The sequence below is a fragment of the Peribacillus sp. TH16 genome (genome assembly GCF_016651095.1).
GTDB lineage: Bacteria > Bacillota > Bacilli > Bacillales > DSM-1321 > Peribacillus > Peribacillus butanolivorans.
Window position 1 is genome coordinate 1,472,825 of sequence record NZ_JAEKEM010000009.1, and the last position, 15,905, is coordinate 1,488,729.

13 protein-coding genes are annotated in these 15,905 nt (G+C 40.2%); 3 read left to right on the forward strand and 10 right to left on the reverse strand.

What is annotated here, in order from left to right:
- Positions 1–117 precede the first annotated feature (117 nt).
- The 7 genes from rarD to ezrA all read right to left on the reverse strand — a co-directional run bounded on the left by rarD (position 118) and on the right by ezrA (position 9,266).
- Positions 118–1,047 carry an EamA family transporter RarD gene (gene rarD / locus JFV29_RS21170; protein WP_201186197.1) on the reverse strand — a complete coding sequence of 310 codons (930 nt, stop codon included), beginning with the start codon at positions 1,045–1,047 and terminating at the stop codon, positions 118–120.
- A 79-nt stretch (positions 1,048–1,126) separates the two neighbouring features.
- Complete coding sequence (locus JFV29_RS21175) at positions 1,127–2,728, reverse strand: amidohydrolase (protein ID WP_201186198.1); 1,602 nt, start codon at positions 2,726–2,728, stop codon at positions 1,127–1,129.
- 145 nt (positions 2,729–2,873) lie between these two features.
- Complete coding sequence (gene mbcS, locus JFV29_RS21180) at positions 2,874–4,457, reverse strand: acyl-CoA synthetase MbcS (protein WP_201186199.1); 1,584 nt, start codon at positions 4,455–4,457, stop codon at positions 2,874–2,876.
- Positions 4,458–4,591: 134 nt separating this feature from the next.
- Positions 4,592–4,798: an alpha/beta-type small acid-soluble spore protein gene (locus JFV29_RS21185; protein ID WP_056529390.1), complete on the reverse strand. Its 207-nt coding sequence runs from the start codon at positions 4,796–4,798 to the stop codon at positions 4,592–4,594.
- Between the two features lie 82 nt (positions 4,799–4,880).
- Positions 4,881–6,092, reverse strand: coding sequence for a tRNA uracil 4-sulfurtransferase ThiI (gene thiI / locus JFV29_RS21190; protein ID WP_056529393.1), 1,212 nt, complete (start codon positions 6,090–6,092; stop codon positions 4,881–4,883).
- On the reverse strand, positions 6,089–7,237 hold the full coding sequence (locus tag JFV29_RS21195; RefSeq protein WP_201186200.1) for a cysteine desulfurase family protein: 1,149 nt from the start codon (positions 7,235–7,237) through the stop codon (positions 6,089–6,091). Before JFV29_RS21195 ends, thiI begins: the two co-directional genes overlap by 4 nt.
- Positions 7,238–7,571: 334 nt before the next feature.
- Positions 7,572–9,266 (reverse strand): septation ring formation regulator EzrA, encoded by a 1,695-nt coding sequence (gene ezrA, locus JFV29_RS21200; RefSeq protein ID WP_201186201.1) that lies wholly within the window; start codon positions 9,264–9,266, stop codon positions 7,572–7,574.
- A gap of 168 nt (positions 9,267–9,434) precedes the next feature.
- On the opposite strand from ezrA, the gene hisJ reads away from it, so the two are divergent.
- The gene (gene hisJ, locus JFV29_RS21205; protein WP_201186202.1) at positions 9,435–10,238 is read left to right on the forward strand and encodes a histidinol-phosphatase HisJ; all 804 of its coding nucleotides are present in this window, start codon (positions 9,435–9,437) and stop codon (positions 10,236–10,238) included.
- Positions 10,239–10,252: 14 nt separating this feature from the next.
- Here the strand turns inward: hisJ and refZ are convergent, their stop codons facing one another.
- Positions 10,253–10,897 carry a forespore capture DNA-binding protein RefZ gene (gene refZ, locus JFV29_RS21210; RefSeq protein ID WP_056529403.1) on the reverse strand — a complete coding sequence of 215 codons (645 nt, stop codon included), beginning with the start codon at positions 10,895–10,897 and terminating at the stop codon, positions 10,253–10,255.
- 153 nt (positions 10,898–11,050) lie between these two features.
- Between refZ and JFV29_RS21215 the strand changes: the two genes are divergently transcribed.
- A complete protein-coding gene (locus JFV29_RS21215; RefSeq protein ID WP_201186205.1) occupies positions 11,051–11,530 on the forward strand; it encodes a GAF domain-containing protein in 480 nt (159 codons plus the stop codon).
- A 41-nt stretch (positions 11,531–11,571) separates the two neighbouring features.
- Here the strand turns inward: JFV29_RS21215 and JFV29_RS21220 are convergent, their stop codons facing one another.
- Positions 11,572–13,446, reverse strand: coding sequence for a sensor domain-containing diguanylate cyclase (locus JFV29_RS21220; RefSeq protein WP_201186207.1), 1,875 nt, complete (start codon positions 13,444–13,446; stop codon positions 11,572–11,574).
- 483 nt (positions 13,447–13,929) lie between these two features.
- Between JFV29_RS21220 and rpsD the strand changes: the two genes are divergently transcribed.
- Entirely contained in the window at positions 13,930–14,532 is a 603-nt protein-coding gene (rpsD, locus tag JFV29_RS21225) for a 30S ribosomal protein S4 (RefSeq protein WP_053347316.1), read from the forward strand.
- 106 nt (positions 14,533–14,638) lie between these two features.
- Here the strand turns inward: rpsD and tyrS are convergent, their stop codons facing one another.
- Positions 14,639–15,895: a tyrosine--tRNA ligase gene (gene tyrS / locus JFV29_RS21230; protein WP_201186208.1), complete on the reverse strand. Its 1,257-nt coding sequence runs from the start codon at positions 15,893–15,895 to the stop codon at positions 14,639–14,641.
- Between the last annotated feature and the right edge of the window lie 10 nt (positions 15,896–15,905).

Below are 15,905 nucleotides of genomic sequence, written 5' to 3' on the forward strand. Positions count from 1 at the left end.
TCGTTTATTTTAATAGCTTGTGAAACTCGACACTGACTAACAATTTTTTTCAGAGTGACGTGTATCACTATAAAAAAAACGCTTGGGAAATGGATTTCCTCAAGCGTTTTTTTCTTTTTATGCACCAAAGTTTCTTTTTTCTTTAAACCTACGTGTCCCTGCCTTCCCCCATTTTGTAATGGAAAGCGTATAAACCACCAAGGCAGACCAAATGAATAAAAAGGCTAAAAGATGTGCTTTTGTAAAACTTTCATGATAGACAAATACCCCGATTAACAAGGTTAAGGTTGGAGCAATATACTGAAAAATGCCAAGCATCGATAACGGTATCTTTTCTGCCCCTTTTGCAAAATATAATAGCGGTAGAGCCGTGGCAATCCCACCGCCAACTAACAGCAAGCTTGTGCTCCCTGAGGTTAAAAATTGTGATTCGGATTGGAACATCAAATATATCAAGTAACCTAGAGCAAGAGGGGTTACCATCATCGTTTCGAGTGTCAGTCCGATTGCTGATTCTGCCTTTATCATTTTTTTTGCCAGACCGTATAACCCAAATGTCATGGCTAAGACTAGAGAGACCCAGGGGATCGTACCGAAATGAATACCAAGTATCAATACACCGATTCCTGCGAGCAGGAACGACACAATCTGTACCCCGCTCAATTTTTCCTTTAAGACTATTACTCCCAACAAAACACTGACTAGCGGATTGATATAATAGCCGAGGCTCGTGTCGAGAATCCGGCCCGAATTAACAGCCCATATGAACACTCCCCAATTAGCTGTAACAAGCAGTGATGCCGTAAGCAATGCCGCGAATAATTTGGGATTTCCCATTATGTTTTTGACATAATCAAGAAATGCTCCCCATTTTTTCATAAACATCAATAAAACAAGCATGAAGACGAAAGACCATAACACCCGCTGAGCTAAAATCTCTATTGCACCGACTCCCTGAAGGAACTTCCAGTAAATTGGTACGACTCCCCACATTAAATAAGAAAGGGCGGCATATATCGCCCCTTCTTTTTGTTCATTTATTTTCATAACCTGCCTTCTTTCTAATTACATTCCTTTATCGAAATCCTATTAATATTTTGCTTACCTATTTCATGTTTTGCAACTGTTATTTTTTATCATACATTATTCGGTCATCAATGACCGTCATGACCGCTTCAACTTTCAGAAGATCATCTGGCTCTATAGCTAAGACATCCCGGTTAAATACGGTAAAATCGGCGTCGTATCCCTTTATGATCTGACCACGCCGGTTTTCAAGACCAATCGCAGCCGCACTGCCTTTTGTATAAAGCGCGAAAGCGTCATAAACAGACAGCCTTTCATCCATGCCGTACACTGTTTCATCATCACTGTTAATCTTTTTCCTTGTAACAGCTGCATGAATCCCCAAAATTGGATTTAATGGTTCAATCGGTGCATCTGACCCTCCCGCACAAATGATCCCCAGCTTCAAATACGTTTTCCAGGCATAAGAGGATTCCAATAATTTTGCTGAAACCTTTTCTTCGACCCATGGAAAATCGGACGGTACGAAACCTGGTTGAATATCAAAGATGACCGGTAGTTTTGCCGCACGCTCCAAGAGTTCTGGGCGAACAATCTGTGCATGTATAAGCCGGTCCCGAAGACCCTTTTTAGGTGGAAAAGCTTCAATCACATTCAGGACATAATCAAATGCGAGATCACCAATGGCATGAACAGCAATCGGCATATCAGCCTGCCTTGCTTTTTGCACCAATTCCTGCAGTTCCTTTTCAGTGAAAATAGCCACACCATTCGTATCCTGTTGATCTTCATAAGGCTCACTCAACAGGGCCGTATGTCCTCCTAATGAGCCATCGGTAAATATCTTCATACTATCGAATTTAATATATCGGGTGCCTTCTTGATACCGCCCACCGGATGCCAGCATCTCTTCAAATGCTTGGTGATGAACGAGCAAATTGGCACGAAAGGTCATGTTTCGGCCCTCAATGACCGATTTAAACGCCTGATAAGTCGGCATGAAGCCATTGTAGTAAAAAAGATCCTCTGTATGCCCACCAGTCAAACCAAGCTTATATGCGTCTTGTATGGCCTCTGTAAGCGCGTTTTCGATATAGCTCTGGTCAATGCCGGGAAGACGGTCTAACACAAGGTTCTGGGCCTGATTTTCTTTAAACAAACCATTTAGACGCCCATCGGGATAACGGCAGATTACTCCGCCTGACGGTTCTTCTATTTCTTCTGTAATCCCTGCTTCTAAAAGGGCACGAGAATTAACGACCAGGGCATGACGACATACTCGTTTTAATACGATTGGATGCTCTGTAGATATGGCATCTAGTTCATCTCGTAGAATCAATTCAGAACTAGGCCATTCATTTTCATTCCAGCCCTCAGCAACAATCCACTTTCCAGACGGTGTTATTTCGCACTTTTTCTTTACGGAACTCATGATGGACTCCCGGCTATTCATCAAAGAAAGGTCTAAACGGAGCAGTCGTTCACCATGCCCGACCAAATGAAGATGACTATCCACTAATCCCGGCAGCATAGTTTGTCCTTTTAAGTCGATTTCCCTGGAAATATTGTCAGCATATTTTTCTTTTATATAGGCAAGCCTGCCGGTATCAACGATCACACCATTGTCAGTGAAGACTGCCTCCACTTGATCTTCTTCTTTTATCATCGTATAAATCGACCCATTGAACCATAACGTTCCCATCCCCGTTTTACACTCCTTATTAAATGTTTCGTAATATGCAGTAAGTGTAACATCTCATTTCATGAATTCCCATATTTTTGATTTTGAAAAATCCTCTGTTATTAAAAAAAACGCCAGCCGGAGGGCTGACGGTAATGATTTTGATTTATTTATTAAGAAGTGTCTCTTCTCTTTTCCTTAAATCTACTCGTTTGATTTTGCCGGAGGTCGTTTTAGGAAGTTCTTCTAAAAATTCAATCTTCCTTGGGTATTTATACGGCGCTGTCAATTCTTTTACATGCTTTTGCAGTGTCTTAATTAAGTCTGGGCTGTTCGGATCTATTTCGTCTATTAACACGATGTACGCTTTAACCACATTTCCGCGTATTTCATCAGGACTGGCTATAACAGCACATTCTTTCACATATGGATGTTTAACGAGTGCATCTTCTACTTCAAATGGTCCAATCGTATATCCAGAGCTGATGATGATATCGTCAGAACGACCTTCAAACCAGAAATAGCCTTCTTCATCCATTTTCGCTTGATCGCCAGTTATATAGTAGTCACCACGGAATTGCTTTGCTGTTCGCTCTGGATCTTTAAAATATTCTTTAAAGAGAGCCGGTGTATTTACATGCACAGCAATATCCCCTACCACACCAGGAGGACAAGGCTTACCGGTATCATCAATGATTTCTACATGATTGCCCGGAGTTGGTTTGCCCATTGAGCCCAGTTTAATTTCCATGCCTTTTGTTACACCTACCAACAGTGTGTTTTCAGTTTGTCCATATCCATCGCGGACTTCGATATGAAAATGGTTTTTAAAAACCTCAAACACTTTTTGGTTTAAAGGTTCCCCCGCTGATACAGCACTATGAAGATCGGATAGATTATAGTCGTCAAGGTTATCCACCTTGGCCATCAGACGGTATTCTGTTGGTGTACAGCATAGCGCATTCACTTTGTAGTCCTGCAGCAACTGTAGATATTTTTTCGCTTCAAACTTTCCGTGATAAGCAAGGCCAGTTGCTCCTGTGCCAAGAACCGCCAAAAACGGACTCCAAATCCATTTTTGCCACCCAGGTCCAGCCGTTGCCCAAACCACATCTCCTTCACTAATGCCCAGCCAGTTTGCTGCAGACGTTTTCAGATGGGCATACGCCCATCCATGTGTGTGGACGACTCCTTTGGGATTTCCTGTTGTTCCGGAAGTATACGATAAGAAGGCCATATCCTCACTCTTTGTAGCTGCCATAGGCAGCTGATCAGATTCCGCGTCAGCAAGCTCATTCAAATCAAGCCAATTCTCCATTTGTTTTCCGATTGAGAATTTAAGAAGGTTTTCCGCTCCCTTTACTTCATCAAATTCATGAGTGTATTCATGATAACTAACAATTCCTTTTACATCACCGTGATTGATTCGAAACTCCAAATCCTTCGCGCGGAGCATTTCAGAACACGGAATAACAATCATGCCGATTTTCAAAGCGGCTAAATACACTTGATAAGCTTCTACTAAACGTGGGATGATGATAAGGACCGTATCACCTTTCCCAAGCCCCTTTTTCTGGAAGGCATTCCCGATTTTATTTGCACTTTTTATTAAGTTCTCATATGTAAGTTGTTTTTTGTCTCCGGATTCGTTTTCCCAAAGTACAGCAACTTTTTCTGGATTTTTTGCAAAATGTTCCATTTCACTCACTAAGTTGTAATGTTCCGGAGCTAATAAATCTTCACGTTTCATTTGCTTCCCCTCCAATAATGAACTCTTAGTACCTACTCATTATACAAGATACTTCTCTAATATATCTATGTATTTTTACAAATAAATAAAGAGAGCGGGTTAAGAACCCGCTCTCTGTAGCCATATTTATTAAATTATCGTTTGTATCCTCCGCCTAATTGTTGTTCAGCCATTTGAACAAGGCGTTTTGTGATTTCTCCACCAACTGAACCGTTAGCGCGAGATGTTGTATCGGCACCAAGTTGTACGCCGAATTCTGAAGCGATTTCGTATTTCATTTGTTCTAGAGCTTGTTCTACTCCAGGTACCAATAATTCGTTTGAGCTGTTGTTGTTTGCCATGTGTTTTTCACCTCCTTGTGATTATAGAGTGTGTTAAAACACATGGCTTCATTCGTACTTATTTATTGGTAATTCTAGGATATTAAAATAAATCTTCCATTGCTTCTTCTTTATCGAATGTCTGCCCTGGTGTAACCGTCAATACTTCTGTGTCCGACACCGCTTTTGCTATTAACGATTCGAAGTCAACGAAGCTTTCATAGTAATTGACTTTTTCACGTTTCGGTTTTGTTTTAGGACTTGCTGGCGTAAAGACCGTGCAACAATCTTCGTATGGAAGATTGGAAATTTCAAAGGTATCGAGCTCTCTGGCAATTTTGATGATTTCCGTTTTATCCATTGTAATCAACGGACGTAGAATTGGTGTATTCGTCACCTCATTGATGGCATACATGCTGCTCATCGTCTGACTCGCTACCTGTCCAAGGCTTTCACCTGTGATCAGTGCCATTGCTTCTTCTTTTTCACGGATTTGATCGGCTACTCGCATCATTAAACGACGAGTTGTCGTCATAGAATAGTTCTCTGGAATCTGTTTTTGAATTAACAGCTGAATTTCCGTAAACGGAACGATATGCACTTTCATGCTGCCATTTATCTCAGCAAGCTTGCCGGCCAAGTCAATTACCTTTTGACGTGAACGCTCGCTTGTGAAAGGAGGGCTGTAAAAATGGATGGCTTCTACATCCAATCCACGTTTCATGGATAGGAATCCGGCAACAGGGCTATCAATCCCTCCTGAAAGCATCAGCATTGCCTTTCCGCTTGAACCAAATGGAAGACCACCAGCTCCCTGAATGATCTCACCCGTTAAATACACTGCTTCACGTCTTACTTCAACAAGCAGATTCAAATCCGGATTTTTTACATCCACCTTTAAATCTTCTGTGTTGCGCAGCAAATGGCCGCCAAGTGCCCGGTTAATTTCATCGGTATTGTATGGAAAGTCTTTATCTGCTCGTTTTGTCGTGATTTTAAACGTGCCCACTTCTTCAAGAGTATGATTAAGATAATATAACGCAGCCGTTTTCATCACTTCTAAATCACGTTCAATTTTAATCGCAGGACTTAAAGACTGGATGCCAAAAATTCCTTTTAATCGTTCAATAACGGGCTTATGGTCGACCCCGTTTAAGAGAACATACATCCGTTCCCGATTGGCTGTAAGCACAACGCCCTCGATATCCTTTAAACTCCAGCGGATATGCGCCTTCATCTTGTCCACAAAGCCTTTACGGTTTCTTTTTTTCGTAGAGATTTCGCCATAGCGAATAATTATATGATCAAATTTCATTTTGCAACCCTCATTATTTTTTCTAAATTAACGACTATTTTCTGTATCGCCGCCAGAACTTTTTCTGCTTCTTCCATTTCATTGCTATAGGTAGTACTGATTCGGATAACACTTTCGGAACGAGCTTGATTATGAAACATTGCATCTACCGTTTTGCTTACCGTTCTCTTTTTCGAAGAGCAGGCACTAGTTGTCGAAACATATATCCCATCCGCTTCAAGAGCATGAAGCAATACTTCTGATTTGAGTCCCGGAACGGAAAAATTCAAAATATGAGGTGCTCCCTCTTCAGGACTGTTAACTAGTACTCCATCCATCTCTTGCAAACCTTTATATAAATATTTATTGATTTGCTGTAGCTTATCATGATACAGCAACTGGTTGTTCATACTAATACGGAAGGCTTTTGAAAGAGCGACGATTCCCGCCACATTTTCGGTACCGCTCCTGATTTTCGTCTCTTGATTGCCACCGTGAAAAAGCGGATCGATCCGGACGCCATCACGTATATAAAGGATGCCTGTTCCCTTTAGACCGTGAACTTTGTGACCTGAAATGGTACATAAATCCACATTAGCATCACGCAGTGAAAGAGAAATCTTTCCAGCCCCCTGAACGTTATCAACATGGAAGAGTACCTGTGGGTATTCCCTCAACAATTTTCCAATTTCAACAATTGGTTGTATCGAGCCCACTTCATTATTAACATGCATAACGGATACCAAAATGGTATCTTCTCTTAAAGCATGTTTGAGATCTGCTAATGCTATCTGACCATATTCATTTACAGGAAGATAAGTAATTTCATATCCCTGTTTCGTTAATGAATGGCATGCATCTTCTACAGAAGGATGTTCAATTGCTGTCGTGATAATATGTTTCCCTCGGTTAGCACGTGAAAAAGCGGCTCCTTTAATCGCCAGGTTGTTTCCTTCTGTACCCCCGGAAGTAAAATAAATTTCCGAGCTTTTCACGTTTAATAATTCAGCAATCTGTTTTCTTGCAGCAGAAAGCAATTTTTCTGACTGAACCCCAAGCCCGTGAAGCGAAGAGGGGTTGCCAAAATAGTCAGTTGAAACCTTTATGAAAGATTCAATCACTTCTGAATATGGTTTTGTTGTTGCACTATTATCAAAATAAATCATGGGTTCACCTTCCATGTTTTTGTATCTATGATGGTCACACTTCTATATGTCGTTTCAAATGTTGTTGTTGCGACTTCTAATATTACCATAATTGAAATTGAAAGAGAATGTAAAACGCTGGTCAAACACCTGTGAAAACACGAAAGGAGAGTTGTATGGATATTGTTTTAATAGACATTAATTATATTTTCTTCTCAAAACTCGTTCTGCAAGAAATCTATCACGTTTCATACTTTTTTTAGTCAATATTTTGAATAACGAATATGAAGTTATCTTAACTTTATGTTGTTCTACCATTAATAAAACACACGAAAAAACCCGCCATAGCGGGTTTTTAGGAAAGAACTTCTTCTATATTCTCTCCAATTTTTCGTAAGCTGCCTGGATCGACCTTTTCAATAGCCGCGGCCGCTGTTTCCAATGCAGCTTGATATTCATAGCTTCGGAATTTCGCTTCTGCTTCTCTTAAGCTATCAGCAACGGTATCGTGGCTGCTGCGGTAGCGATTTCCGAATTGAATCACTTTTTCCGCTAAATACATATGCTCAATCAGCTCTTGCGCCTTTTCGTAGACCTTATTGACCTGTTCGACTGCTTTTTCTAAAAAGATATAAACAGCTGCCATGTCAAGCGGCTTTTCTTCAAGTTTGTTTTGAACGTCATCTATGCTTTCTTTTGCATCATGAAGCACCACTTTATACTCTTCAGGCAGACCAGGGATATTGCTTTTTGCAATTAAACGGCTTGTATCAAGCATTTTCCGTTTCAACTCCGCCAGTGATTCACGTGCATCCATTTCATCTTTTCTTAAAGCTTGTAATTTAACAGTAAATTCTTTCTGGTATTCCTGCAATTCGTTCAACTGTGCAGCAAGCCCTCGCATCTCTTCGCTGATAAGTGAGCTTGCCATCACATTATCCTCCATTTTCAAGACAAGCAATTGATGGCGTTTCGAAATCTGCACTATTTGCTTTTCCATTTTCCGTTGTGCATCCAACTCATTTTCAGTTAGATGATAGGTGTGTTGAACATGTATAGTCTCAACTTTGAGTTTATCGTTTTCATATTCAAGGTCACTTATCGTTTTCCTGAGGACTTCATCATTTTTCAAGACATACTGTTTGGAAAGCACTTCTTTCTCCAGAAGGTCATAAAGCACCTCAATGCTTTCGCGCATCTCTTTAATCCCTTTATCAACAGCTTCAGTTTCGGCATTTTCCAATTGTGTTTTATATAGATCCAGTTCTTCCTCAAGCCGTGAAATCTCCTGCTCGAATTGGATATGACTTAACTGATACCCCTGTCCGGACATTTCCTCATATCCATCCTTTAATTCATGAAGTTGTGAGTGCAGTTCGGATTGACTATCAACCAATAATTTTGGAAGCATCTCCATTTTAGCAGATAAGACTGCAAGCTTTTCCTTTATGGAAAGTACAAGCTCCCTTGCATTCAAATAATTCCCATTTTCAGTTTCTTCTTCATACTTTTGAAGGATCTGCAATACTTCATCCAAAGAGGCCTCTAGCTTTTCAGCAGCTTTCCCATAATTATGGCGGTGTGCAAGCAATGATTTCTTCAATTGACGGTAAGTTTCCTTAATATCCTCAATTTCTAATCTATTCTTTTCCTCACTTCCTACAAGTTCATTTAATTCGTACAGAATCTTTTTAATCATTTCTTCAATTTCATTCAGCTTGACTGTAATTTGCCGCTGTACCTCTTTTGAACGGCTGAAACGGTATTTATCGACAAACTCCTCGGCATCGAATAAAAGCTCCTCGACTTCCGGCATATGATCCGTGATGATAGCGTCCCATTCAATACGCCAGTTTTCAAACATTTCCTCTGTTTCACCAGTCATGTTCAATTGTTTGACTTTAGAAAGCTCTTCTAGCACGGGGCGGTGCATGATGCTTATTTTCCAGGATTCCAGACGATCAATCTCTTTAAAAAACCTCTTTTTGAAAAAATAACCCCAAATAATAAAAATTAAAATTAATACAATTATCCCAAGTATGTAATCCATGGTAAGCCCCCTGTTCTAGTCCTTACAGCCTCGCTCTTTTATATATCAATTTTAAAAATGTTAAATTTAATGCTTTTATGATACCATGTTAGCAATAATTTTTGATGAGAAAAAGATTTTTTTGTGGAAAATTGCTACAAAATACCGGGTTTTTGGGAGGGAATGGCCATGAAAGCTGACAGACATGTACATACTCCGTTTTGCCCACACGGCTCTACGGACAAATTCGATGAATATATTACGCGGGGAATTGAGCTAGGATTAAAGGAAATCACATTTACAGAACATGCTCCTTTGCCACGAAATTTTCAAGATCCAACACCTGAAAAAGACAGCGGTATGGAAGCTTCCATGCTCCTAGATTACTTTCAAGAGCTCCGCGTCCTGAAAGAACACTATAAAGACAAAATCCTGATCAAAAGTGGTCTAGAGGTTGACTTTATAGAAGGTTATGAAACTGAAACAAAAGATTTTCTCAATGAATTCGGCGAATTCATTGATGACAGCATTCTTTCCGTCCATTTCATAAAGCAGGAAAGCAACTGGCATTGCATCGATTTCAGTGATGATGCGTTTGGTGAGATTGCCAATAAACTAGGTTCCATCGAAGCGGTTTATGCCAAATATTACGATACCTTAGAGAAATCAATCACAGCTGACCTAGGCATCTATAAGCCAAAAAGGATAGGACATATTACACTTGTTCATAAATTCCAGCACCGATACCCACCTGCAAAAAGCTTTGACGACCGTGTTTACAGGGTATTGGATATGATCAATGAACAACAATATGCACTTGATTATAATGGAGCAGGGTTCGTAAAGCCGCTATGCCGTGAGCCCTATCCTCCTGAACGGTTTGCAAAGCGTGCCATAGACCTTGGCATCCCGCTTATTTATGGTTCCGATGCACACCAGGCTAAAGATTTAGGCCAGGGATTTGAATCGTTGATTCCAGAATTCAACGGGTAAATCACGTAAACACTTCAGGCCCGTCCCGCAAGCAGGGGCTGGAGGTCTTCGGCAATAAATAATGTATCTTGCAGAAAACGAGCGACTTCCTCAGCATATAAATTTGTGTAATAGGCTTCCTGTGGGAACACATGAAGGACCTCCATCGCATAATGGGTATGCAGGACCGGAGCCGAGAGCAGGCCCTTTAGTTGCAGCATATACAAGGGGATAGAGACCGACTGAAAACTTCTGCTTTTAATGCCTTGTTCCAAAACATATTGAAAATAAGACTTTTCCTTTGTAAAATAAGTCGAATGAATTTCCCGGTTTAAATTTGAATCGAGTGAAGATTCTCCATATATAAATCGAGCTGCCAGGAAGTTTTCTCTTTGGAATGTAAGAATATCCTTTACCAAATTCATCAAGCATTGCTTTGGACCTTTATGATCCAGCAGCGTCATGTTCGTCTCAAGGACGAGAATATACTCTTCTAAATAGGAAGTGAAGCAGAATTCTAGCAACCCCTGCTTATTTTTAAAATAGTAAGCAATATTAGCAGCATTCACTTTCGCTTTATTCGCAATATCCCGTATGGATGTCGCATGATAGCCTTTTAAATGAAATAAATGTAAAGCAGCTTCCACAATAGCTTGTTTCGTTGGCGTCTGGCGATTCATTAGGCAATCCCTCGCTTTCTTTGAGACAAGTCTTGTGGACTATTTCTGCATTGAAGAGCTTGAATCCTTTAGTAAGTTCTCGACAATTTCTCTCCAATCAATAGGCTTGACTAGAAAGTACTGTAAAAATATGAGGAAGACAGGTGAACCCTTTTGTTTAATGTCGAAATGTATCAAGGAAAAAAAGAAAAAAACTATGAACTTGTCCAAAAACAGCTCTTTGCCTTAATAGAAGATGAACCAAATCAGATAGCCAATTTCAGTAATGCCGCTGCTTTACTGAATCAATTTCTCGTTGAGATTAACTGGGTCGGCTTCTATTTACTTGAAGAAGACCAATTGGTGCTAGGACCTTTCCAAGGCCTTCCAGCCTGTGTCCGCATTCCAATGGGCAAAGGCGTATGCGGGACCTCAGCGGCCACAAAAAAAACCTTGCGCGTCGATGATGTCCATCAGTTCCCAGGACATATTGCCTGCGATGCTGCATCACGTTCTGAAATTGTCATACCCCTTATGAAGGAGGGCAAACTAATTGCCGTTCTTGATATCGACAGCCCAATTACGAACCGATTTGACGAAGTGGATCAGCAAGGACTCGAGAAATTCGCGGACATCCTAACCAAGCGTTTATAGAGTAAAAAGGGAGCGGCAATCCATGCCGCTCCCTTTTATTGTTACAGAAATCCATGTACATGAACTTTGTTTTTCCCTGAATTCTTCGCAATATATAACGCCTCATCTGCCCTTTTAACTACCTCTTTCATGTTATCTAAATGTTCTTTTGACCAACAGGACACGCCGCAGGAAATCGTCACTCTAGGATTGGATTTCTCCCAGACCTTATCCTTTACTCGTTCGGCAATGCGAACACCTGACTCTAAAGGAACACGTGGAAGGTAAATAGCTAGCTCTTCTCCGCCCCACCTGGCCCCGATATCCGTATCACGAATATTATGTTGAATGAGATCAGCGACCTGGATCAGAATATCATCTCCAACCTGATGACCATATGTATCATTAACCCTCTTGAAGTTGTCAAGATCAATCATAATGAAAGTGCCCTCTTCATCCTCTTCCATGGATTCGGACATTTTATCATCGAGATAACTCCTTGAATACAGTCGGGTTAAATGATCGGTAATGACCAGTTTTTCAAGTTCTTCACGAAGCATGGAATTGGCCATCGCCAAACTTGAGTGGTGGATAAGTGACTGTAACAACTTAAACATTTCAAATGAGAAGAAATAGGCTTCCTTATGCAAAATAACAGCGAATCCCTTAACATCATTACTTTCCATCATTGGAACTGCCATTAGGGAATGATATTTCACATTTTCATTGGGACAATGAATACTTAAATCCCCGATAAACAGTGATTCCTTATCAACATCAATCTTACCTTTCAGGAAAGATATATACATACTCGCCTCCTCTGAATCAAAAAACTCAGAGCTTCCTGTCAATAAACTCACTTTGTCACCAGGATGGAGCAGAATAAATCCTGTCTGATCAGCATGAAAGGACTTAATAAATTGCTGCTTCATATATTCCATGGTTTCACTCAAGCGCAGATTGGAATTTAAATGCTGTGATGTCTCATTTATAAGCTGTAAATCTGAAACAAGTCGTTTTGATTGTTGATACAGTTGAGCATTCTCCAAGGCACTTCCAGCAGTATTAGCCAACAATGAAATAAACTCAATTTCATTTTCAGGGAACACGAGTGTATTAGGCGCAATAACCTGAAGAACGCCATAGACCCCTTGTTTACCTTTTAAAGGAGCATATAAAATAGAGTGATTTTCAGATGAGTGATCCTCAAATTGTATGCTACCGTTTACATAAGCCTTTAGTGCAGCCACATTCTCACTATCATATTCGAGGTCCTTGATTGGCAGGTTTTCATGGCTGTCATTATCATGGGAGAGCAGCAGGTAATAATCAAAGGTTGGGTAAACAGTGTGCAACGTCGAGATAATTTCCCCTAAGACCGCGTCCATGTTCATTGAAGAATGAAATTTTTCTGTGACCTTGAAGAGTTGTTTATATCGTCTTTCCTCATCTGATATCTTAGAAATTGATAACGCAGCTTTCAAGATTGTGGTGAATTCTTTAGAAAAAGCAGCCCCTTCTTCCGGAGTAAGGCTTGTAAGAGAGCCATTTTTCCGTTCTTTGAAGGCCGTTAATCCAATGATCTTACCATTATCCCAAAGTGGTATAACAGTCTGGAAATCCTTTACTTCCTGCTGCATACTTACTGTTACATCTCTATCATCTTTCTGTTCTTTCAAGATCATTTCTATATACTCTTGTACAGGAACCTGCATGTTATAATCGTGAAAACATCCGGTAGAGGTTTCTTTATAAAATTGCTGTTTCCACTCATCAAATTTAAAGAACATTACCTCTTCCATACCTAGCAGGTCTTTCGTCTCAAATAAAAAAGTCTCCAAGAATGTTTCGTAATGGAGTTCACCTTGCATATTCTGTATGTGTTTAAAGAAAAGTACTCTTAATTCATTAATCAACCGAGCTGTTTTAATCTTCATCTCTATCATCCCTATATTACAGCCTATTTTTTAAAGAACCTTTTAAGGTTTCATAATACTTCCACTTTAAAACGAAGCAAAAAACTAGATTTATCGAAACTTATAGTAATAGTTCCCAGGAAACTATTTATTGAAATTCATACTTTTTACTTATTATAACGCTTTCATCGGAAAAACTCTCCCAAAAATAGTACTTTTTTATGTAATTGTAATTTTATCCCTTGAATTATCTTTAAACTCCCTTTTAATGAAAAGCTAACTGTCCTTGACTCATTGAGCAGAATATTATACAATACTCCTTGTGTAAAATATTGCAGCCTATGTGACAGCTTTTATGTTCTCATTTTGTTCCTCCATACAGAGGTGTATCTCGTAACTCTCTGCTGCTAGGGCGAAGGTACATGAAAACAAAATGGTCATAACCGTTTATTCACACGGTTTTTATTTTACCAAAATAAAAACATTTAAAGGAGGAGTCATCCTATGGCTCGTTATACTGGCCCAAGCTGGAAACTATCCCGTCGTTTAGGAATTTCCCTAACAGGTACTGGTAAAGAATTAGAAAAACGCCCTTATGCTCCAGGACAACATGGTCCTAACCAACGTAGAAAAATTTCTGAATATGGAATTCAACTACAAGAGAAACAAAAACTTCGTCACATGTACGGAATCACTGAACGTCAATTCCGCACAATGTTCGACCGCGCTGGCAAACTTAAAGGTGTTCATGGTGAAAACTTCATGGTTCTTCTTGAATCACGTCTTGACAACCTAGTTTACCGTCTTGGTTTAGCTCGTACACGTCGTCAAGCACGTCAACTTGTTAACCACGGTCACATCACTGTAGACGGAAGTCGCGTAGACATCCCTTCTTACAAAGTGTCTCTTGGACAAACAATCTCAGTTCGTGAAAAATCACGTAACTTCTCAATCATTAAAGAATCAGTTGAAGCAACTAACTTCGTACCTGACTTCCTTACTTTTGATGCTGAGAAATTAGAAGGTACTTTCACTCGTTTACCAGAACGTTCTGAATTGCCTGCTGAAATTAACGAAGCTCTTATCGTTGAGTTCTACTCTCGTTAATAACTTCAAAAAAAACCTCATCCTTGGATGGGGTTTTTTTTTGTGCACAGAACTCAACTTCCAGACAAAACAAGGCCCGGCTGAGATTCAGCCGGGCCTTGTTTTCTCATTTCACTAATGTATATTTCTTCTTACCGCGACGAACAAGGATGAACTCTCCTTCAATCTTAACCTCTTCAGCCACGACATATTGCAGATCAGTCACTTTCTCGCCATTGATGGAGATTGCACCATTCTGAATATCTTCACGAGCTTGTCGCTTCGATGGAGAAATCTTCGCTTCAACAATTAAATCAACTAAGCTGATATCTTCCTTACTTTCACGTTCAAAGGTCGGAACATCTTTAAAGCCCAATTTAATTTCGGCCGCACTTAAATTTTTCACCTCACCGCTGAATAGAGCTGCAGAGATTTTGATTGCTTGGTCAAGAGCTTCCTGCCCGTGAATCAAACGTGTCATTTCTTCCCCTAAAGCTTTTTGCGCTTTACGTAAATGCGGTTCAGTCTGCACGGATTGCTCTAACTCTTCAATTACTTCACGTGATAGGAATGTGAAGAATTTCAAGTATTTCACGACATCAGCATCCGCTGTATTAATCCAGAATTGGTAAAATTCATAAGGAGTCGTTTTTTCCGGATCAAGCCAGATTGCTCCGCCTTCCGTTTTACCGAATTTCGTTCCGTCCGCTTTCGTCACGAGCGGAATCGTCATGCCGAACGCTTTTGCTTCCTCGTCATGCGATTTACGAATCATTTCAAGACCAGTCGTAATATTGCCCCACTGATCACTTCCGCCAATTTGCAACTTACAGTCATGATTATCGTATAAATGACCAAAGTCGATCCCTTGTAAAATTGTATACGCGAATTCCGTAAAAGAAATCCCTGTTTCCAAACGGGAAGCAACCGTGTCTTTTGCCAACATGTAGTTAATGCCGATGTATTTCCCGTAATCACGCAAAAACGTAACCATGTCGATTTTACCTATCCAGTCATAGTTATTGACCATAACTGCGCCATTTTCACCTTCGAAGTCAAAGATATGGGATAGCTGCCCTTTAATACAGTCGGCATTATAAAGCACTTTTTCCAACGTTTGCAGCTGGCGTTCTTCTTTTTTACCGCTTGGATCACCGATAAGTCCAGTAGCCCCTCCTACAAGTACAAGGGGACGATGACCGTGCTGTTGGAAACGGCGCATTGTTAAGAATGGCAGTAAATGTCCGATGTGCATACTATCCGCGGTTGGATCTACCCCACAGTATAAAGAAATTTTTTCTTTTTCTAAAAGGTCCTTAAAGCCCTCTTCATCCGTTTGTTGATAAATAATCCCTCTCCACTCGAGTTCCTTTAGCAATTCCATTTTATAATTC

Coding starts and splice junctions, on each gene's coding strand:
- rarD (WP_201186197.1), bottom strand. CDS start 1,047: ATGAAAATAAATGAACAAAAAGAAGGGGCGATATATGCCGCCCTTTCT.
- JFV29_RS21175 (WP_201186198.1), bottom strand. CDS start 2,728: ATGGGAACGTTATGGTTCAATGGGTCGATTTATACGATGATAAAAGAA.
- mbcS (WP_201186199.1), bottom strand. CDS start 4,457: ATGAAACGTGAAGATTTATTAGCTCCGGAACATTACAACTTAGTGAGT.
- JFV29_RS21185 (WP_056529390.1), bottom strand. CDS start 4,798: ATGGCAAACAACAACAGCTCAAACGAATTATTGGTACCTGGAGTAGAA.
- thiI (WP_056529393.1), bottom strand. CDS start 6,092: ATGAAATTTGATCATATAATTATTCGCTATGGCGAAATCTCTACGAAA.
- JFV29_RS21195 (WP_201186200.1), bottom strand. CDS start 7,237: ATGATTTATTTTGATAATAGTGCAACAACAAAACCATATTCAGAAGTG.
- ezrA (WP_201186201.1), bottom strand. CDS start 9,266: ATGGATTACATACTTGGGATAATTGTATTAATTTTAATTTTTATTATT.
- hisJ (WP_201186202.1), top strand. CDS start 9,435: ATGAAAGCTGACAGACATGTACATACTCCGTTTTGCCCACACGGCTCT.
- refZ (WP_056529403.1), bottom strand. CDS start 10,897: ATGAATCGCCAGACGCCAACGAAACAAGCTATTGTGGAAGCTGCTTTA.
- JFV29_RS21220 (WP_201186207.1), bottom strand. CDS start 13,446: ATGAAGATTAAAACAGCTCGGTTGATTAATGAATTAAGAGTACTTTTC.
- rpsD (WP_053347316.1), top strand. CDS start 13,930: ATGGCTCGTTATACTGGCCCAAGCTGGAAACTATCCCGTCGTTTAGGA.
- tyrS (WP_201186208.1), bottom strand. CDS start 15,895: ATGGAATTGCTAAAGGAACTCGAGTGGAGAGGGATTATTTATCAACAA.